Here is a 20403-nt window from a genome sequence, read left to right on the forward strand (position 1 = left end):
AAGCGGCGTTAATGTTTAAAGTTAAGTAAACAGCAGATGATCAAAGTGATATCCGTGGTCGGAGCGAGGCCACAATTTATTAAGGCTGCCGCTATCAGCAGGGCTGTCAGAAGTGGTTACAGTGATAAAATCCAGGATATCATTCTTCATACCGGTCAGCACTATGATGATAATATGTCGAAAGTTTTTTTCGACCAGCTTAATCTACCTGTACCGCGTTATAATCTTGGTGTGGGTTCTGCCCCGCACGGAGTGCAGACAGCACGTATGATTTTACGCATGGAACCGGCATTTTTAGCTGAAAAGCCCGATGTGATCATCCTTTACGGCGATACCAATTCCACACTTGCCGGGGCTATAACGGCATCGAAACTGGATATACCGGTAGCACACGTGGAGGCCGGATTACGCTCGTTCAACAGGTCTATGCCTGAAGAGATCAACAGGATCGTTTGTGATCATGTTTCCACACTGCTGTTTTGTCCTTCACAAACGGCTGTTAATAATCTCAAACATGAAGGTTTTATGCAGGATAGTGAGCTATCATTTTGTGGTAATCATCCTAAGATTTTTTTCTCAGGCGATGTAATGTATGATAATGCTCTGTTTTTTTCCGGAATAGCGAAAGGAAGCACGGATATCCTGAATCAATACAGGCTTGCATCCGGTGAGTATCTTTTGGCCACTATTCACCGCGACAATAATACTGACCAGCCTGAACGCCTGAATGCGATCTTTTCTGCTTTGTACAACCTGTCGGAGGAGTTTGATAAAACGGTCATCATTCCTTTGCATCCCAGAACGACACGGGTACTGAAGAAAAACCTTGAAGCCGGCTTGTACAGGTCTGTATATAACCGCCCGAATATAATCATTACACAGCCGTTATCATTTTTCGATATGATGGTGCTTGAAAGGAACGCCCAGATCATTTTAACCGATTCAGGGGGCGTGCAGAAGGAAGCCTTTTTTTATCAGAGACCATGTATCATTTTACGGCCTGAAACAGAATGGATTGAGATAATTGAACATCAGGCCGGCATCATAGCAGATGCTGATCCGCAAAAGATCCGTGAAGCCTATCTCCATTATGTTGAACACCCGGATATTATTTTCCCTCCTGTTTATGGTAATGGTAAAGCGTCGGAATTTATTTGCAGGGAGATTGCAGCCATATTTAATTGAGATAGTCAGTGCTACCGGGATTTCAGAATGGATAGTGTTCGAAAATGTTTTCTTCTAAAAATTCCATATAATTTGGAATTTGAAATATTCTTCCTACCTTTGCACTCCATTTTTAAATTATAAAGCATTTTAAAACAGCGATAGAGATGTTGAAACAGTATGAAACCGTTTTCATTATGACTCCCGTTTTATCTGAAGAACAGATGAAGGAAACGGTAGAAAAATTCAGTTCATTCCTGAAAGCAAAAGGTGCACAGATTATCCTTGAAGACAACTGGGGATTGCGCAAATTGGCCTATCCCATCCATAAAAAATCGAGTGGATTCTATCACCTTATTGAGTATAAATCTGATGGCACGATCATCAAGGAGATGGAAACCGCCTTTAAACGTGATGAACGCATCCTGCGCTTCCTGACCGTCACCCTGGATAGACATGCAATAGCCTATAACGAGAAAAAACGTAATAAAAAAGATATCGATAAATTAGCGGAAGTAAAAGAAGAATAATAATTCATATTAAAAGAACAGCAAAATGATAAACCAAGGCAATTCAGAAATAAAGTATTTAACACCGATTGCCGTCGATATAAAAAAGAAGAAATATTGCCGTTTCAAGAAAAGTGGCATTAAATATATCGACTATAAGGATGCTGACTTCCTTTTGAAATTTGTTAATGAACAGGGGAAAATCCTCCCCAGGAGAATTACGGGAACATCAACCAAATATCAGAAGAAGGTCGCTCAGGCGATTAAGAGAGCACGACATTTGGGATTAATGCCCTATGTTGCAGACTTGTTAAAATAGGGAGGCAGATATGGAAGTTATTCTTAAAAAAGATGTGGCCAATCTTGGGCATACGAATGATGTGGTCAATGTAAAGCGTGGTTATGCCCGAAATTACCTCATACCACAGGGTTACGCCATCCTCGCCACTGAAACCAATAAAAAGGTGTTGTCGGAGAATATGAGACAAAAGGCCTTTAAAGAAGATAAGGTCCGTAAGGAGGCCGAAGCACTTGCCGGAGCTATTGAAAATATCACGGTAAAAATCGGTGCCAAAGCAGCTTCTACGGGAAGAATATTTGGTTCCGTTAATGCCCTTCAGATCGCTGATGCTATCAGGGAGCAGTTTAACTATGAAATCGATAGAAAAAAAATAATCCTCGATGGCGATGCAATTAAAGAACTGGGTACTTATAAAGCCAAACTCAACCTGTATAAAGATATCAGTGTAACGATAAATTTTGAAGTGTTTGCTGAATAATACAGACAATCATTTTAAAGCCCGGTGTGCTGAAATATTTTTTCAGAGCACCGGGTTTTTTTAATGGAATATGTTCCAAACCAGCATTCAGGGTGAACCTGTCACATAGCTTAAAATATTGCACAACAGCTAATACAATGCTAAGCAGGAATAAAATAAAATACATCACATCTCTCAGGCACGCAAAGTACCGGAATCTCCATAATGAATTTATTGTTGAAGGGACAAAAGTTGTACTGGAACTTTTAAAGAGCTCCTGGGTGGTTAAAGAGATATTTGCACTGGATAAATGGCTTCATGACCACCTGGGTTTTATAGATGAGCAGAGCACCAGTACAATCCGGGTATCGGAGAAAGAGTTGGAAAGGATATCAGCCCTGAACACACCATCTGAGGTTATAGCCATCTGTGAAATTCCTGAAAGGATACCTGATAAATTAGTGATAAGCGGATTGGTTGTTGTTCTGGATGATATACGTGATCCCGGGAATCTGGGTACCATCATTCGCACAGCAGATTGGTTTGGCATTAAAAATATTATTTGCTCGCCGCAATGCGTTGACCTCTATAATCCAAAGGTCGTCCAGGCAACCATGGGCTCTCTTACACGTGTAAACGTCTATTATGCCGATTTGGGCAATTTTTTAAAAAATCTTCCATCTGACCTGATGGTCTATGGCGCAGCCCTTGAAGGCCAAAGCATTCATGAGGTATCCCTATCAGCTGAAGGTGTCATCATTATTGGCAACGAATCAACCGGCCTGTCAGGTAATGTTCTTCCCTTTATTACCAAGAAACTCTATATCCCTGCATATGATATTTATAATGGGGGACCTAAAGCTGAATCTCTTAATGCTGCCATTGCCTGTTCGATTATTCTGTATGAGTTCAGAAAGCACATGAACCTTTAATTATGGTTATTTTAAAAAAAATAATTCCATTCTGAAAAAAACTCTTGCTTTTGGATTTTGGAATTATTATATTTGTGTAATTTTTAAAATCCCTTCTTATGCACGATATTAATTTCACTAATTATCATATTGAAGAGTTAAAGAATTCCGAGAATCTTTCGGAACGGACAAAGAATGTTTGCCTTAAAGGTTCGTTGGATAACCTGAACAAGATTCTGATCTATTTCCTGAAAAATGGGAATTTTAAAAAAATCAGAAATTGTGGTGATAAGACCAACAAAGAGCTGATTAATATGGCGGAGAAATATCTCGCTCGTTTTAAATTCACTATTGATGATCTTGAAATAAGTGATGAAAGTGAAGTGTTCGAGCGCTTCAAATTTTTTTGTTACGAAAGTTTTGGAATTCCATCTGTAGAAACAGAGGTTTTTCGTGAAGAGTTCTTTAAAAACAAATTTCCTTTTTTCAGATATGTGATGCTGATACTGAAAAAGATACTTAATGAAAGGGAATATTTCATTTTTAAGCACAACTATGGATACCTTTTTGAACAGGAAAAGATGACCCTGCAATCCATTGGTGATATATATGGTATTACCCGTGAACGGATCAGGCAGATCTCCCAGATGATTCCCTATAAACTTGAGGAAGCCGTCATACGTCTTACAAAAGAACAGGATTATATTAAAAGCTGTTTTCATTATAACCTCGATATCAAGGCCGACTATATATTGATTGATAATAATACTGCCCGGGAGATCAATAAATTGGAGGATCTGAAGTTTACTGTCAAATTCTATGCGCTTGTTTTCTCCATATTGTATTCAAAAACATACAGCATGTTCCAGGATAAGGAAATCACATATAAAAATTATTTCCTGGTAAAAAATGATTTGTTTAAACAGTTCCGTTTCGCAGCATTATTTGATGATCTGGTAGAAAAAACCAACCAAAGAATTGAAGTGAGTTATGCCGAAGATTTTGATAAAGTATTGAAAAAATATCTGAAATCGGATGATCCCGCAATTTTTAAACGTATCAAGCCCATGTGCAGACACATCCTCAAGATCGGGCTTAACCTGGAAGTGAACAAAGAAAACATGTTGTTCATTCCCCGGAACACAATGGTCAAGTTATCCGAATACATCGTTGATATTGTGAAGAATGCCGGCCGTCCTATGCACCTGAAAGAGATACACAAGGAACTCTCCAGAAGATCACATAAGGCTCCTCATAATATCGAATCCCTCCGGTCGTCAATTTTAAGCATCGATGATATTGTGGCCATTGGTAAAACAAGCACATATGCTTTAAAACAATGGGGGAACATTAAAACCGGTACCATTAAAACGCTGGTGAAAGAATACCTTTCCCAATTCGACGAACCACGGCATATTAATGATATCGCTGAATATGTGATTCAGTTCAGGAAAACCACTGATAAAAACATTCTGTCCAATCTAAAACTTGACAGGACCAGAGCCTTCGTATTTTACAAGAAAAGTTTCATTGGTCTGCGTTCAAAGAAATACAAGCGCATAGGGGGTAAGCATAGCCAGCTTAGATTATTATAAAAGGCTGAGATCTTAGCGAAATCAATCCACAATAAGCTTTTCTATTCCCTCTGTCGCAAAGCTTTTCATGTTCCCGCCCTGATCTGAAAAAATAAAATAGGCATCGAGGCTTTTCTCTTGCTCAAGGAATTTTTTTGATTTCTCCAATCCCATCACCATAAAAGCAGTGGCATATGCATCGGCAGTCCAGCAATTTTTTGCCTTGACTGAAACGCTCAGAAGAGTGTGTGTAACAGGATAGCCGGTTGATGGATCAATGGTATGGGAATATCTGATACCATTTTTTTCATAATATTTCCGGTAATTCCCTGATGTGGAAAGGGCTTCATTTTCAAGCTCTACTATGGCTTTCACCTGCTGGCTGGCATCCATATCCTGAGCCGGCTTTTCAATGCCGACACGCCATCGCTGACCACCAGGTTTATGGCCTTTTGCATACACTTCACCTCCAATATCCACAAGGAAAGCCGAAATACCTTTCTCATCCAGAAATCTGGCAATGACATCGACTGTGTAGCCCTGGGCGATAGCGTTGAAGTCGAAGCGCATGCCTGGATTATCTTTCTGAACTTTCTGTCCTGATAATCTTACTGCTTTATAATTCACCAGCTTACGGAGGCTGTCAATGGATGCCGTGTCGGTTTTCATGATGGGAGATGTTCCAAATCCCCAGGCATTTACGAGGGGCCCGATAGTCATGTCGAATGCCCCTCCTGTTTTGTCAGAAACCTCTTTCGCATGATTGAAGATATCTACAAAGATATTATCAACAATAACAGTTGTGTCGTTATTGTTTATCCTGGAGATAATTGATGAAGCCTTATAAACCGATACGGACTGGTCGAATGCATTCAGAATGGAATCTATCTCCTCCTGATAATTTTGTCCTGAAGATGTATAATACGTTATCGTATAATATGTACCCTGGGCTTCACCCGAAAATTTAACCAGTTGTTCTGCTGCATCGGGATTACAGGAGAAGAAGCCTGTAATTATTGCTGATCCGAATAAAAAATATCTTTTCATTATCCTCCAAAATCGTCAAAGGCAATCATTTCTTTCGGGGCACCATAATCATCAAGCATTTTCAGCACAGCCTGATTCATCAGTGGTGGTCCGCAAAGATAATATTCTACTTCTTCCGGTTCAGGATGTTTGCTGAGATAATTATCCATAACCACCTGGTATTTAAATCCAGTATAACCTTCACAGCGATCTTCGGGTAACGGTTCTGACAAAGTAATATTCTGCGATTGCATAGGTGCCATGCCTACACCACCTCCGATCTGTCTCACCGTAGAGTTTTATATTTAGTCCCTTTTTTAATTTTTACTATTTTTGACATTAAAAACAGGTAGTTTTTAGTTCTTCCCAGGAAAGCATTCTTCCGATGAACCTATTTTTAAAAGAATAAATATTTGATGATTAAAGCAACTCACCGATATTCAGGATTATTCAGGCAGTTTACCATAAGCACTTTCTTTTGGTGTGTGATCGGTTTTTTTATTTTTCACGCTGACTGCCAGGAAGAGGTCGATTACTATAATGACAACTATTTCCGCTTTACAGATCATATTTATAAGGAAAACATCAAATCGGTTTTATTGTACAGGGTTGGATGGGAATTGACATCACCGGTCGTACGGTTCAATTCAGATGATTGTCTGCGGCTGTCATTTGATGATCTGGAGGGCGATACGAAAGACTACCGCTATACGATACTGCATTGCAATGCAAACTGGTCCCCAAGTGACCTGCGTCCCAATGAATATCTGGAAGGGTATACTGAAGACCAGATTGAAGATTACAAGTTTTCGTTCAACACCATCCAGTCCTATACGCACTATGATCTGACACTGCCAAACAATTATATCAGATTTACAATACCAGGAAATTATCTTATTAAGGTATATGATACGGATAGCTCAGATATGGTGCTGTCAATGCGTTTCATGGTTGTTGATCCCCGGATTACTATTACCGGTCATATTCTTCGCTCATCTAATGTCGAAGAGAGAAATTACAGGCAGGAAGTTGATTTTTCGATTGATACAAAGGATTATCCCATTTATGAGCCCTATCGAAGCCTGAATGTTGTCGTCATGCAGAATAACAGGTGGGATAATGCAATTGTGAACCTGCGACCTCGTATGGTCATTGGTGATGAACTCGATTACAATTATGATGCTGAAAATGTGTTTGACGGTGATAACGAGTTCAGAAACGTGGATATCAAAAGCCTTCGTTACCAGTCGCCAAGAATAAAGGCATTCGGCTTTGAGAACAGGACCAATCATGTGTATCTGTGGGAGGATGAAGCCAGAAGCTTCAGGGTGTACCATTCGGAAACCGATATCAACGGAAACCGGTTAATCAGTTGCGAGGATGCCGAAGACGTAGACGTGGAATGTGATTATGCCTGGGTGCATTTTGTCCTTAAATATCCTGGTCCGCTGACTGGCGGGAGCCTGTATATTTTTGGTGGTCTGACCAACTGGCAGTTCAACAGTGATGCTTTGATGAAGTATAACTTTGATGTGAAGGGTTATTGTGACAGTTTATATCTGAAAGAGGGATATTATGATTACTTGTATTTATATGTTGCAAATGGCCGGTCAGTTGGCGACGCAGGTCAAATTGAAGGTAATCATTATGAAACCGGAAATGATTATGTCATTCTGGTTTATTACCGTCCTCCCGGATTTTTATACGATGAACTTATCGGGATTAAAACATTGAATTCCCGTGAAAATCCATAATATGTTGCCGGATCAGTGATTATTCATAGCGGAGTGATTCGATGGGATCAAGTTTGGCTGCCTTGGTAGCCGGAATGATACCGGAGATGAGGGCGACGAAGAGGCATAGCATGACACCGGTGATTACCCATGCCCATGGGATAAAGAAATGCGATCCGATCTGGATGGCAATGACATTGCCGATGGCAATACCGAGGATGATGCCCAGTAATCCGCCTATTTGAGCAATGACAATGGATTCGATGAGGAATTGCCGTAATACGTCCCTGTTTTTTGCTCCAATAGCCTTTCGGATACCGATCTCCTGTGTCCGGTCAGTTACTGAGACCAGCATAATATTCATCAATCCGATAGCGGCTCCGAAAAGTGTTATGAGGCCGATGATAGTCGCAGCCATTCTCAGGTATTTCAGGTTGCTGAAGAGCATCTCTGCGAGCGTATCACTTTTGGAGATGTCGAAATTGTTTTCCTCGTTCAGTCTAAGCTTGCGGATATTTCTGAAGAGTCCTGTAGCTTCGCCCTGAGCGGTTTCAAGTGACAGGGAACCTGAAGTCATGATGTTAATGGAAAACGACATGTCGGGGCGTAAAAATCTCTGCCTGACATTATTCAGCGGGATGATACACATATTATCACTGCTGAAGCCGATGCCGGAGCCCCGGGATGCGAGTACGCCGATGATTTTGTACTTTCCCGGTCCGATAGAAATCTCACTGCCAATAGGTTCTTCCTTGTTTTTAAACATTTTCCTGGCCAGTTCTGCGCCGACGACGACCACGTTGGAGCCATAAAAAACCTCATTGGGTGTAAAGGTTCTTCCTTTTGCCAGGTCACTGCCGGATGTGAGCAGATAATTCTCATCACTGCCAAGAACGTCAATGTTAGGATTTGATTTGTATGTTTTGTACTTGACGGTGCCGGTGCCGGTTGCCCGGGCGAGAATGGCCACTGTAGACGGAAAGGTGAATTGTTCTTTGAATGCGACAGCTTCCTCGTAAGATATTTTTATAAATTCCTTCGAGTGGTGGTCGCCGCCCATGACAAACATTGACCGGTTGCGGATGGTCAGTGTATTCGCTCCCATTCGCATAAAGTTCTCATTCAGCCAGTATTTGATGGCATCGATGGAAGTCAGGATCCCCATGAGTGCCATAATGCCAAAGGCAATGATAAGGATAGTTAATATGGAGCGGAGCAGGTTGCTTTGTATGGAATGAAGGGCTATCTTGATATTTTCGAGCAGTAATTTAAGCATAGTCGTGTAATAGGGTAAAACAATTACAACTCTTCTTTTCTGCCATATGCAAGGTCGCCGGCATCGCCCATTCCCGGCACGATAAAAGCCTGGGCGGTCAGTTCATCATCTACAGCACCAACCCAAAGTGTGACAGTTGATTTGGGAAGATGACGCTTGAGATGGTCAATACCTTCAGAACTAGCCATGGCAGTGACGATATGCGTATGCAAAGGCTGCCCGTGCGTTAGCAATTCCTTATAGCACAGTACCATCGATAAACCGGTGGCAATCAATGCATCTGAGAGTATGAGAATTTCATCAGTAAGATCAGGGCATGAGACGTATTCTATATGAATATTTTGGCGTCCGTCTTTATAAGTTTTTCTAAAGGCTGAAATGAAACCACTCGGCGCCTGGTCAAAGTAACTGAGAATCCCGTTATGCAACGGTAGTCCGGCCCTCAGGATGGTTGCCAGGACAGGCTGTCGTTTTAAAACAGGTACCAGCGCTGTTCCAAGGGAAGTGACGACATCTTTTTCTTCATAACTCAGTGTTTTGCTGATCTCATAGGCAAATATCTGCCCGATCCTTTCGAAATTGTAACGGAAACGGAAAGGATCCTTCTGAATTTCAGCATCCCGCAACTCAGCAATGAAATGATTAAAAAGAGTATCCGGTTTTCCTATAATGTTAACTTTCATAAGTAAGTCAAAGATACATCTTTTAATTGAAAGAACAATTTAATTATCGGATAAAAAAGGTTGTCGTACGATAACCTTTTATGAATATAGGATTTTCAGTCTATTCCTGGTAAGGTTTGACAAGCTCAATAAGTTCCGGCAGATCCATGCCAAGATTTTCAAGATGTTCAATTTTAGGGACACCGTTTTTCGTCCATCCTCTTCTTATATAAACGGCATCCAGCAGTTTTTCATACCGGTCTTCCCTGTATTTTCTCATAAGGGTCATTTTTTCCTTAGTTGATTTACCGGCAGGATTTATTCCAAGGATGTCCCCGAGCTGTTTGTCATAACGTTCAGCCCTTGATTCATATTCCTCAGCTGTGACCGGTCCGGCTGCGCGATAAGGCTGGGCATCATATTTCCTGGTGCCATAGCCTCTCCGGAGGTTGAAGATTCTCTGGAAGTTATAAACCCGTTCAGATTGCCGTATCAACTCCTGTTTATCAAAGGGTTTGCCGGTCACAGCCTTATAAATGGTCACATAATTATCAACATGTTCAGGTACTTTGGCCGGTTCATCTGTTTCAGCGTTGGTGACAGGTTCAACGTCATTCCATGGCAGTTTACACAGCCCTTGCAGTCCAAACCATGTCCGGAACATAGGGAAATAGTGAAGGGCTTCAGCTTTATCTTCGAATGTTGGTATCTGGTTGTTAACCATATCCATAAATATCAGCCAGGCTTCGTCATGCTGGGGACCTTTGTTGGTCATGGCATAACCTCCCTGCTGGGCGAGAGATTCTTTAGAAACGTACTGGGAATATTCCAGTCCTTTATTTTCCATACCGATATCCTGGAGGAAGGCTGCATCGCCCCAGCCTTTCTCCGCGAAGAGTTTTTTCATTTTTCTGATGCCCAAACCTGCGATGAGCCCGAAGCCTTCACCACGTGCAAGCTGGTGCATCACTTCCATAGCTGCTTCGGCATTTCCGAATTTCAGCTCCAGCCCACCTGTTCTTTCTTTATTCAGTATGCCATTTTCATAGCATTCCATCATGAAAGCCATGGAAGTCCCCCAGGTGATGGTACAAATGCCGTAAGTGTCGCAATAGAAATTGGATTCGACGATCCATTCCGGGTTGAAGATGCCGCAATTGGAACCCACACCTGCGGCAGTTTCATATTCCGGGCCATCCACAAGCACGGATTGCCCTTTATAAGGCCCTGTCATGACTATATATCCGTCTGCACCCTTGGAGCAGGCCATGTTGCAGCCTATCCAGCATCCATCGAGAATGCCCTGTGTAAAACGCTGCTTCCATATATTGGAATGTATTCCGGGGGCATCAGGATGACTGCCGAATTTAAAGTTATGCACGGGAAGCAGGTCATAATCGTTCATGATATTAGTCAGGTGAGCGGTGCCCTTAGTCTTCATTTCTGCCTGGGAATCATCGAGGTCTCTCATTTCTTTATTGAATCTCCGGCCCCTTTCCATGATAGGTTCAAGGTCGGCCACGTTGTTAAGATTTCCTTTTACACCGGGGATTTTGACCACGATGGCTTTGATTTTTTTATTACGGAAAACCGTGCCTGTGCCTCCTCTTCCGGCCTGTTTCACCCTGACCTTCTTTCTTTTGTTATCATAAAAGCTGAAATTAAGCATTCCGAAAAGTGAATGGTCGGCAGCTGCTCCTGTTGACACTATGCCTATATTTTTTTTATCGGCCTCATCCAGGGCATACATTTCTGTCAGCTGTTCTATAAGGATATGGCTGTCGAAGGCTTCTTTCGGGGCTGTGATAATTTCGACCCTGTGGTTAATACCATCGATGAAAATGATGATATCTTCCTTCGCTTTACCCTGAAGTTCCAGCGCATCAAAGCCGGCAAATTTCAGGAATGGGCCGAAAAATCCACCAACGTTGCTGTCAATAGGTATATCTGTCTGTGGGGAAATGGAAACAACAATGGATTTTCCTGTCCCGGAATACTGTGTGATGCCGCCGATGGGGCCTGATGCAATAATAATCTCATTTTCAGGATCGTCCCACTTTGTGTTTGGTTTGGTCGCATCCCATAACAAACGCAGTCCATAACCCTTTCCTCCAATAAACTTTTCCTTCATTGTGGGAGGTACATCTTTTGCTTTTACCGTGTTATCGGAAATATTAATGTACAAAACTTTGTCTGTATAGCCTTTGTCCAGAGGTGTCCAGGTGTATTTCCATTCCCTGAGCAATTGATGGCTGCTTTTAATTTCTGATATGTCCATATAATTGTTTTATATATTGTTCATAGATTCACAAAGGTAAATAAAAACTGAAAAATCCGTGGAAATGAGGTTTTTTTATACCCCGGATACCTGAACGACCTGTTGTGATATGCTTGAACTGTCAGACCGATGATGGTCTGGCAGGTTGAATAATTTTATATTTTTGTAGTGAATTAATTGATAATGCACCTGATGCTTGAAAGATTAAAAAAATGCACGGTTGGCATTGCCGGTTGTGGCGGGCTGGGTTCCAATTGTGCCATCGCTTTGGCCAGAGTAGGAATTGGAAAGATCATCATTGCCGATGATGATATTGTCAATAGAAGTAATCTGAACAGGCAATATTATTTTTTAAAACAGATAGGATTGAAGAAGACGGTGGCGTTGAAAGAAAACATCCGCATGATCGACCCTGAGGTTATTGTAGAGGCTCATGATATGAAGCTTACGTCGCACGATATTGGCCGCATATTTAAAGACTGCGATGTCATTGTAGAGGCATTTGATCTGAAAGAGATGAAGCAGATGATAGCCGAAGCGGTTATTTCGGGGATGCCGGGTAAGCCTCTCATTATCGGATCGGGACTGGCCGGATGGGGTAGAAATAATGCCATCAGAACCAGAAAGATCGATCATATTTATGTTTGCGGCGACGGGGCCACAGAGGTCAGCGATCATTTACCTCCTCTTGCGCCTAGGGTAGGGATTGTTGCAAATATGCAGGCAAACCAGGTGCTCGAGATTTTATTGGGAAAACCAGCATTATGAGAATTAATTTGAATAATAGATTTGAAGATTTTCAGGGTGAGCAGTTGACTGTTTCCGAACTCCTTCAAATAAAGAATTTCACCTTCCGGTTATTGGTCATTAAAATCAACGATAAGCTGATCAGAAAGGAAGATTACGGCAGCGCCCTGATCAGTGATGGCGACAAAGTTGTGGTTATGCATCTGGTGAGCGGAGGATGATGTTCAATGAACAATGATCAATGAACAATGATCAAAATTAGATACTCCCAGTACTGATCACTGATCATTGATCATTGATTAAATGGCTTCAGCCACAACAAAGGTGCTTCCTCCTATGAAAACCATATCATCTTTCAGGGCATTTTTTTGTGCGTCGTGCACCGCATCCGTAACCGAAGGATAGGCACCACCTGCAAGGTGAAATGATTTTGCCTGTTCTGCCAGCACATGCTGGTCCAATCCTCGCGGGATATTAGCCTTGCAGAAATAGTAACGGGCATCTTTTGGCAGGAGGGAAAGAATCTCATTTATGTTTTTATCTGCCACCATCCCAAAGACAAAATGCAGCTGCTGGTGGGGGGTGATGTCAATTTGTTTCAGCACCTCAATAATGCCTTCTTTGTTATGTCCCACATCGCAGATGGTGAGGGGATCTTTGCACAGTATCTGCCAGCGGCCTGCTATCCCGGTGTTTTTGATGACATGGTATATACCCTTTCTGATCTGATCTTTTGAAATGTCAAATCCTGTATTGTTCAGGCATTCTGCAACCTGCAGGGCTGTTCTGATATTTTTAAGCTGGTACTGTCCGGTGAGGGGTGACTTCAATGACGAAATAAAAGACTGGCCATTCCGTGTGATATCCATTTGCAGTAAGGGATTGCTATAATCCAGATATCGTATATGGTCAGTTGCATAATGATCCCCGGCAAACACCAGAAGCGATCCCATTGTTTCAGCCTTCCGGATAAATACATGTTGTGTTTCATCCTGCCGCTCACCAATCACAACTGGCTTACCAGGTTTGATGATGCCGGCTTTCTCTCCGGCGATTTTTTCAAGAGTGTCACCAAGAAACTGCATGTGGTCATATCCGATGTTGGTAATGACCGCCAATACCGGAACAACGATATTGGTCGAGTCAAGCCTGCCTCCCAGGCCTGTTTCCAACACAGCGACATCCACCTTTTCTTCCGAAAAGTAATGAAAAGCCATTCCTACGGTCATCTCAAAGAAGGATGGCCTGATGGCGTCAAAGTCTTTTTGATAGGTGTTGACGAAATTGCATATATATGCCTTGGGAATTTTTTTCCCGTTTATTCTGATCCTTTCACGAAAATCACGGAGATGTGGTGAAGTATACAATCCGACTTTGAGACCAGCTTCCTGTAAAATGGATGCTGTAAAATGTGATACAGAGCCTTTTCCGTTTGTGCCGGCAATATGAATAGAGCGGAAATTATGCTGCGGATTTTGAAGAAGGTTGCAAATGGCTATAGTGTTGGTGATATCGGTTTTGTATGCGGCAGGGCCAATGCGTTGAAAGACGGGGAGCTGGTTGAAGATGTAGTTGAGGATTTGCTGGTATTGGGTCATTAGTTGCGCGGATTACCGGAATAAATTAAAAATCAAAAATTAAAATGTAAAAATACAAATCAAAAATTAAATGGATAGAGGTTGCAGATTACCTGCGACTGTTACCCATGAACCCCCAATCAGTTCATTTTAATAAAAATATAGGTAATCGTTCCCTTTTGTTCTTCGGGTGCGTTGGGATCGGAAGTAAATTTCGATTGGAGGGCGGCATTTTTTGCCAGCTGGCGCAATGACAGGTCAGTGACATCGGTTCCTTTTGCGCCAGCTTCTGCCCGGATGACATCACCATTGCGGTTCACCCATATAGTGACGACCACCTTGCCCTGCTCTTCGGACCGGTAATAAGGTTTGGGTAGCAGTTTGGAGCGGCGTCCTGATAGGCTGTAAGATATGCCGTCACCTTGTCCGCCCTGGCCATCATAGGTTTTAACATTTGGGGCTCCGTTTGGGGACCCCTGGTCACCTGGCTGGCCGGTTATGCCTTCCGTTCCTGTTGCATCTGATTGGGTCTTTCTTCCCTTGTAAAGCGCATCAGGATTGACCACAGGTTTAGCTTCCTCTTGGCTTTGTGTTTCTTCATTTTTTATTTCCCTGATAGTTTCCTGTGGTTGCTGTTTCTCAGGTTTCTTAACCTCTTCGACAGGGGGAGCTTCTTCTGTATTTTGGGTGATGTCGGGTTGCTCCTCTGATGAAGCCGGAGGCTGCTGCATTGCTGCTTCCGGTACATTCACCGCTGCGTCTTCTTCAGGCTGCATATCGCCTATACCGACATCGATATAACCAAGGTCTACCTCCACGCCTTCTTCCTGTGGCAAGGGTAAAGGTGTATGCAGGGCCAGGAAAAGGGCCACGAGAATGATCAGCAGATGAAAGGCTGATGTTCCGGCTATTCCATATAGTTTATCCTTTTCTATGCTCATGATCGCGGAAAAGGCTGTGTGGCAAGTATGACTTTATGTTTCGTCCCGGTCAGCTTATTTACATTATTGACTGCATCAATCACCATGACAATATACTGCACGGTGACATCCTTGTCTGCTTTAAGCACGACTGATGCATCCTGTTCTCCTTTCAGTTTTTCTGTAAGCCCGGTTTCGAGAATGGAGGCTTCTACAGGTATTCCGTCGATATAAAAATTCAGATTGGCATCGATGTATACGGTCACGCTGGCCGGTTTGGCAAGTGTTCTGCTGTTGCTGCTTGGGAGCAGAAGTTTAACGGCATTGGGTGCTACAAGTGTGGATGACAGCATGAAAAAGATCAGCAGCAGAAAGACCAGGTCGGCCATTGAGGTAGTGTTGAATTCCGCCCGGCGTTTATTTCTTATCTGGATTGCCATAGATATACTTTTTACTTGGCAGGTTCATGAAGCAGGTCCATGAATTCTGTTGCGCGGGCCTCCAGTATATATACCAGCTTCTCGATGCGTGCAACCAGGATATTATATAATATGTATGCGATGATACCAACGATCAATCCACCAACTGTCGTAATCATAGCGACATAGATACCATTTGAGAGAAGCTGGATATCGATGTTGTTACCGGCCAGCGACATGTCGTAAAAAGCCCTCACCATGCCAACGACGGTGCCCAGGAATCCGATCATCGGTGATATGCCGGCAATGGTTGCCAGTGCGGCGACATTCTTTTCAAGCCTGGCAATTTCAAGCTTACCTACATTTTCGATGGCGGCATTGATATCATTGAGAGGCCGGCCTATCCTGGCCAGGCCTTTGTGAATCATGCGGGCCAGGGGTGCATTAATGCTTTTGCACAACATATTGGCTGCCTCGCGTTTCCCGTCATGAACAAAATCACGGATATTGTTCATGAAATTGAATTCTTCCCTCGAAGCTTTCCCGATAACAAGATATCTTTCAATAAAAATATATACCGAAACGACCGACAGTATCCCCAATGGCAGCATAAGCCAACCGCCTTTTAGCGTCATTTCCCATATCGACATTTTGATTTCTGTTGCTGCACCGGGTAATAAGGCCTGTGCATTCTGGGCAACCTGCAAAATAACTCCAATCATTGATGATGAATTTAATGGCCTTAAAATTAGATATATCAAAAGCTATATCAGGACATTAATATCCCAATTTGTAAACAGGGATTTGTTAGTATTAACTACGGAAATCGCAATTTATTTTATAGGGAAATTTGATTGTTTATTGTCCGGATGCAGAATGACCATATCTGGTATGTCAGGGCAGGAATAATGCTCCGCCGGACGAATTTTTATCCGCCCCTGTCACCGACTTCAGGCAGTTGGGCTGCTGCTCCATGCGTAAAATGCCCAGAAATGCAAAGATCAGCGCTTCCTTATAATCAATAATTTTTTTATCAGGTATAAGGATTTTATGATGCGATAATTCAGTGATACGTTCAATCAGGAAGATGTTGTGCGCCCCGCCGCCGGTTACAAAGATCTTTTTATCTTTATCAGTGAGTGTGGCTTTTGCGACCTGGTGAGCGATATGCTCGGTGAATGTCCGCAGAATATCCGGGATGTTCTTATTTGGATGGCTTACGAGGGGGAGGATATGGCGCGATACCCATTCCATGCCAAGTGATTTGGGCGGTTTTTCAGAGTAATAGGGGAGGGCATTCAATTTTTTCAACAGGTACTTATCTAACAAACCACCTTTGGCCAACTGACCATCTCTATCGAAAGGGAGACCCGTTTTATTGGCCAGACCATTCAGTACAGTATTACATGGACATATATCATAAGCGATCCTTTCTCCATTGACATCAGATGAGATGTTGGCAAATCCTCCCAGATTGAGGCAGTAATTAAACTTTTTAAAGAGAAATTTATCGCCCATGGGAACGAGAGGTGCTCCCTGACCGCCGTGAGCTACGTCAAGCGACCGGAAGTCATTGATGACAGGTAAACCGGTTTCGGCTGCTATGGCTGCGCCATGGCCAATCTGCACGGTCATCCTGTTTTCGGGCTGATGGAAGATCGTATGTCCATGCGAAGCAATGAAATCAGGATGAAGATGATATTCGTGAATGAAGGATCTGATGATCCCGCCAAGGTAGTGCCCGTAGTCGGTATGTGTCTGGCAGAATGTCATCGCAGAGCTTTTTGCAAGTCCCGACAGGCGCTGCTTCCATTCATCATTATAACTGTATGTTTCAGCAGCAACAATCTGGTAAAACAATTTTTTACTCTTTGGCATAAAAACACAATAGGCTACATCAACACCATCAAGAGAAGTCCCTGACATGACTCCGATGACCTTATACTGGTCCTTTTTAAACCGTTCATTTTTCATTTGTGCTGCTTATTTCATTATGATCATTTATTTTTTTCAGAGCATGTCTGTCAGCCTCTCAAGTCCTATTCCCCGGGAACCTTTAATGAGAATGGTAGATGCGGCGACAGGATGCTGACGAAAATACTCTCTGGCTTCACTTGTACTGGCAAAGCAGGTGTGAGCCTTACCCTTAACTGAAAATTGTTCACCAACCAGAAAAACGGTTTTAAAACCAAGTTCCCGGATCAGATCCAGGATTTTATCGTGTTCGGCCTGGCTCTCATCACCCAACTCGAGCATATCGCCGATAATCAGGACTTTATTTTGCCAGGACATATTGGCAAAGTTGACCAACGCCTGTTCCATGCTTGAAGGATTGGCATTATAGGCATCAAGGATGAGGGTATTCAGGCGGGAGTGAACGACCTGTGACCGGTTATTTGAGGGATGGTACTGTTCAATAGCTTTCTGTATTTCTGCAAGGGAAACGGTGAAAAAATTTCCTATACAGGCTGCAGCAAGGATATTCTCAAAGTTATAATGACCTATGAGATGCGTGTGAATCTCGACTGTCTCAACTGATTGTGTCAGAGCATTTTTTATATTCAGATTGATAACTAAAAACGGGTCTGTTGTAATGACTTCACCTGACATGGAGGAATGTGCTGAATATCCGTATGCAATCCTGTCCAGTCCGGCTGACAGATTGCTAAGCAGCGCATTATCTGAATTATAAAAGATCACATTCCCCGTATGCTGGAAATAATCATAGAGTTCTTTTTTTGCCCTTACAACACCTTCGAATCCGCCGAAGCCTTCCAGGTGGGCCTTACCGATGTTGGTGATCATCCCATGTGTGGGTAAAGCCATCTGGCATAAGGAGGTAATCTCTCCCTGATGATTGGCTCCCATTTCAATAATGGCCATCTCTGTATCGGATTTTACTGACAGAAGTGTCAGTGGCACACCTATCTGGTTATTCAGATTTTCGGAGGTGGCGACAGTGTTAAATTTTGATGCGAGAATTGCATGACACAGCTCTTTGGTTGTAGTTTTTCCATTCGTGCCTGTGATTGCTAAGACTGGGATGTTAAATTGTTTCCGGTGATGGCAGGCCATATGCTGGAGTGTGTGAAGCACATCAGCGACCAGGAGATAACGGTCATTTACAACATATTTCGGATCATCCACCACAGCATAGAGGCACCCTGCATCCAGAGCCTGAGCGGCAAAGCGATTGCCGTCGAAATATTCACCTTTCAAGCTAAAGAAAATCGAATCTGGAGTCACTCTCCGGCTATCCGTGCATATAACCGGATGTTGCAGGAAGAGTTGGTAGAGTTTCAGAAGTTTCTCTTCCTGTCCTGTTTGCCTTGTCTCCTTCTGCTGATTATCTGGAGATGACATCACCCACCCTGCTCATGGCGCATCTGAAGCCGATATAATTTGTGGCTTCATTTTCGTTGAGGAATCTTCTTGCTGAGGGGCTCAGATAATGGACAGGATCTCTCCATGAGCCACCTTTATACACCCTGGCTTTATCATTAATCAGAGACGTCTTACCATAATCGTACATGAGCTGGGTTGTATTGGCAAGCGCAGGCTGTTGCATCCAGTCAGTAGCCAGTGTTGAGGGATAATCGCCATCCAGGTAGTTAATATTGTCTGCTTTACGGTAATTTTTCCTTCCTGCGGCCTCCTCAGGTGTAACCTCTCTGTAACGGATACGTCCGAGGCTGTCTTTTTGAGCTATCATGCCAGTTTCGTCAATCACTTTAGTTTGAAACACGTTTCCTCTGAAAGGATTCAAGTCGGTTACATCTTCGAAACTGAGAGGACGGTAGACATCCTGGACCCATTCGGCAACATTGCCGGCCATGTTGTACAGACCATAATCATTGGGCCAGTATGAACCGACCTCAGCCGGTATCAGTGCGCCGTCATTCAGGTTACCGGCAACACCCATATAGTCACCGCTTCCTCGTTTAAAGTTGGCGATATAATTACCGTAATATTTTTTCTCATCAGTTCTCACGTAATCTCCGTTCCAGGGATAAGTTCTGCGTTCGACTATTCTTTCGGTCATGGTATTACCGATCAGGCCATAAGCGGCGTATTCCCATTCAGCTTCGGTTGGGAGCCGGTATTTTGGAAGCAGGATGCCATCTTCCATCTTGACTTTGCGGCCGTCAGGATTGCCATTAGGGCGGAGGTCTGGCAGGTTTTTATTGACAAGGCCTTCATATTGGCCGGCGAGATAGGCTTCAGTGTTGAAGCTATTTTCATTTTTTTGGTCCGGGTCGAGCTTGAGGATGCCCTTTTCAACCAGCAGCATTTCATTGACCCTGTCGGTACGCCAGGCACAATATTCTGTAGCCTGTATCCAGCTGACACCCACAACAGGATAGTTCTGATATGCCGGGTGGCGTAAATACTGTTCAACAAAGGGTTCATTGAAAGCCAGTTTATCCCTCCACACCAACGTGTCGGGCAAGGCTTTGCGGCCTACTTCCGGATAATCTGTTCCATAAATCCTGTTTAGAGTGTAAAGATATTCACACCAATCTACATTCGCCACTTCGGTTTCATCCATATAAAAAGATTGAACAGTGACCCTTCTGGGAATATTATCCCACTCGTACATAACATCCTGTTGGGTAGCTCCCATGGTAAAGGTGCCACCTTCAACGAATATCAGTCCGGGACCTGTTATTTGTTCCTGATATTGGGCGACTTCATATCCACCCCATTTTGGATCATTATAAGCCCATCCTGTTGTCCTGGATGACTCTTTCTTGAATATTCCTGTTTTACCGCATGAAGCCAGGATCACCAGCATGACTGTTAATGAAAGCCAGTAATTTAATTTCGAGAATTTGATCATCGTTATGTT

20 protein-coding genes and 1 pseudogene are annotated in these 20403 nt (G+C 43.0%); 9 read left to right on the forward strand and 12 right to left on the reverse strand.

Going from position 1 to position 20403, the window contains the following annotated elements:
- The first annotated feature begins 36 nt into the window (after nucleotides 1–36).
- The 6 genes from wecB (at nucleotide 37) to NT175_01635 (ending at nucleotide 4937) form a co-directional block, all read left to right on the forward strand.
- Nucleotides 37–1185, forward strand: a complete 1149-nt coding sequence (wecB, locus tag NT175_01610) for a UDP-N-acetylglucosamine 2-epimerase (non-hydrolyzing) (GenBank protein ID MCX6233410.1) — start codon at nucleotides 37–39, stop codon at nucleotides 1183–1185.
- A gap of 146 nt (nucleotides 1186–1331) precedes the next feature.
- A complete protein-coding gene (rpsF, locus tag NT175_01615) occupies nucleotides 1332–1694 on the forward strand; it encodes a 30S ribosomal protein S6 (GenBank protein ID MCX6233411.1) in 363 nt (120 codons plus the stop codon).
- A gap of 25 nt (nucleotides 1695–1719) precedes the next feature.
- Complete coding sequence (rpsR, locus tag NT175_01620) at nucleotides 1720–1992, forward strand: 30S ribosomal protein S18 (protein ID MCX6233412.1); 273 nt, start codon at nucleotides 1720–1722, stop codon at nucleotides 1990–1992.
- A 10-nt stretch (nucleotides 1993–2002) separates the two neighbouring features.
- A complete protein-coding gene (gene rplI, locus NT175_01625; protein MCX6233413.1) occupies nucleotides 2003–2452 on the forward strand; it encodes a 50S ribosomal protein L9 in 450 nt (149 codons plus the stop codon).
- Nucleotides 2453–2589: 137 nt separating this feature from the next.
- Nucleotides 2590–3363: an RNA methyltransferase gene (locus tag NT175_01630; protein MCX6233414.1), complete on the forward strand. Its 774-nt coding sequence runs from the start codon at nucleotides 2590–2592 to the stop codon at nucleotides 3361–3363.
- 98 nt (nucleotides 3364–3461) lie between these two features.
- Nucleotides 3462–4937 (forward strand): hypothetical protein, encoded by a 1476-nt coding sequence (locus NT175_01635; GenBank protein MCX6233415.1) that lies wholly within the window; start codon nucleotides 3462–3464, stop codon nucleotides 4935–4937.
- A 21-nt stretch (nucleotides 4938–4958) separates the two neighbouring features.
- On the opposite strand, the gene NT175_01640 is transcribed toward NT175_01635, so the two are convergent.
- Nucleotides 4959–5963, reverse strand: a complete 1005-nt coding sequence (locus tag NT175_01640; protein ID MCX6233416.1) for an FAD:protein FMN transferase — start codon at nucleotides 5961–5963, stop codon at nucleotides 4959–4961.
- Nucleotides 5963–6145 (reverse strand): annotated as a pseudogene (locus NT175_01645) (NADH:ubiquinone reductase (Na(+)-transporting) subunit F). The gene NT175_01640 and the pseudogene NT175_01645 overlap by 1 nt, the downstream one beginning before the upstream one ends.
- Before the next feature lie 213 nt (nucleotides 6146–6358).
- Between NT175_01645 and NT175_01650 the strand changes: the two are divergent.
- A complete protein-coding gene (locus NT175_01650; protein ID MCX6233417.1) occupies nucleotides 6359–7696 on the forward strand; it encodes a DUF5103 domain-containing protein in 1338 nt (445 codons plus the stop codon).
- Nucleotides 7697–7715: 19 nt separating this feature from the next.
- On the opposite strand, the gene NT175_01655 is transcribed toward NT175_01650, so the two are convergent.
- The 3 genes from NT175_01655 to NT175_01665 form a co-directional block, all read right to left on the reverse strand.
- Entirely contained in the window at nucleotides 7716–8951 is a 1236-nt protein-coding gene (locus tag NT175_01655; GenBank protein ID MCX6233418.1) for an ABC transporter permease, read from the reverse strand.
- Nucleotides 8952–8974: 23 nt separating this feature from the next.
- The gene (gene upp, locus NT175_01660) at nucleotides 8975–9634 is read right to left on the reverse strand and encodes a uracil phosphoribosyltransferase (GenBank protein ID MCX6233419.1); all 660 of its coding nucleotides are present in this window, start codon (nucleotides 9632–9634) and stop codon (nucleotides 8975–8977) included.
- Nucleotides 9635–9734: 100 nt separating this feature from the next.
- Nucleotides 9735–11891, reverse strand: coding sequence for an aldehyde:ferredoxin oxidoreductase (locus NT175_01665; GenBank protein MCX6233420.1), 2157 nt, complete (start codon nucleotides 11889–11891; stop codon nucleotides 9735–9737).
- A 192-nt stretch (nucleotides 11892–12083) separates the two neighbouring features.
- Between NT175_01665 and thiF the strand changes: the two genes are divergently transcribed.
- Together thiF and thiS are read left to right on the forward strand one after the other, a co-directional pair.
- The gene (thiF, locus tag NT175_01670; GenBank protein ID MCX6233421.1) at nucleotides 12084–12659 is read left to right on the forward strand and encodes a sulfur carrier protein ThiS adenylyltransferase ThiF; all 576 of its coding nucleotides are present in this window, start codon (nucleotides 12084–12086) and stop codon (nucleotides 12657–12659) included.
- On the forward strand, nucleotides 12656–12859 hold the full coding sequence (gene thiS, locus NT175_01675) for a sulfur carrier protein ThiS (GenBank protein ID MCX6233422.1): 204 nt from the start codon (nucleotides 12656–12658) through the stop codon (nucleotides 12857–12859). Before thiF ends, thiS begins: the two co-directional genes overlap by 4 nt.
- Nucleotides 12860–12937: 78 nt before the next feature.
- Here the strand turns inward: thiS and NT175_01680 are convergent, their stop codons facing one another.
- The 7 genes from NT175_01680 to NT175_01710 all read right to left on the reverse strand — a co-directional run bounded on the left by NT175_01680 (nucleotide 12938) and on the right by NT175_01710 (nucleotide 20394).
- Entirely contained in the window at nucleotides 12938–14236 is a 1299-nt protein-coding gene (locus NT175_01680; protein ID MCX6233423.1) for a bifunctional folylpolyglutamate synthase/dihydrofolate synthase, read from the reverse strand.
- Between the two features lie 119 nt (nucleotides 14237–14355).
- On the reverse strand, nucleotides 14356–15156 hold the full coding sequence (locus NT175_01685; protein ID MCX6233424.1) for a hypothetical protein: 801 nt from the start codon (nucleotides 15154–15156) through the stop codon (nucleotides 14356–14358).
- A complete protein-coding gene (locus NT175_01690) occupies nucleotides 15153–15575 on the reverse strand; it encodes a biopolymer transporter ExbD (GenBank protein ID MCX6233425.1) in 423 nt (140 codons plus the stop codon). The genes NT175_01685 and NT175_01690 overlap by 4 nt, the downstream gene beginning before the upstream one ends.
- Before the next feature lie 11 nt (nucleotides 15576–15586).
- Nucleotides 15587–16273 carry a MotA/TolQ/ExbB proton channel family protein gene (locus NT175_01695; protein ID MCX6233426.1) on the reverse strand — a complete coding sequence of 229 codons (687 nt, stop codon included), beginning with the start codon at nucleotides 16271–16273 and terminating at the stop codon, nucleotides 15587–15589.
- A gap of 175 nt (nucleotides 16274–16448) precedes the next feature.
- Nucleotides 16449–17528, reverse strand: coding sequence for an anhydro-N-acetylmuramic acid kinase (locus NT175_01700; protein MCX6233427.1), 1080 nt, complete (start codon nucleotides 17526–17528; stop codon nucleotides 16449–16451).
- 36 nt (nucleotides 17529–17564) lie between these two features.
- Nucleotides 17565–18917 (reverse strand): UDP-N-acetylmuramoyl-tripeptide--D-alanyl-D-alanine ligase, encoded by a 1353-nt coding sequence (gene murF, locus NT175_01705; protein ID MCX6233428.1) that lies wholly within the window; start codon nucleotides 18915–18917, stop codon nucleotides 17565–17567.
- A complete protein-coding gene (locus NT175_01710) occupies nucleotides 18901–20394 on the reverse strand; it encodes an SUMF1/EgtB/PvdO family nonheme iron enzyme (protein MCX6233429.1) in 1494 nt (497 codons plus the stop codon). Before NT175_01710 ends, murF begins: the two co-directional genes overlap by 17 nt.
- Between the last annotated feature and the right edge of the window lie 9 nt (nucleotides 20395–20403).

The organism is Bacteroidota bacterium (genome assembly GCA_026391695.1).
GTDB lineage: Bacteria > Bacteroidota > Bacteroidia > Bacteroidales > JAGONC01 > JAPLDP01.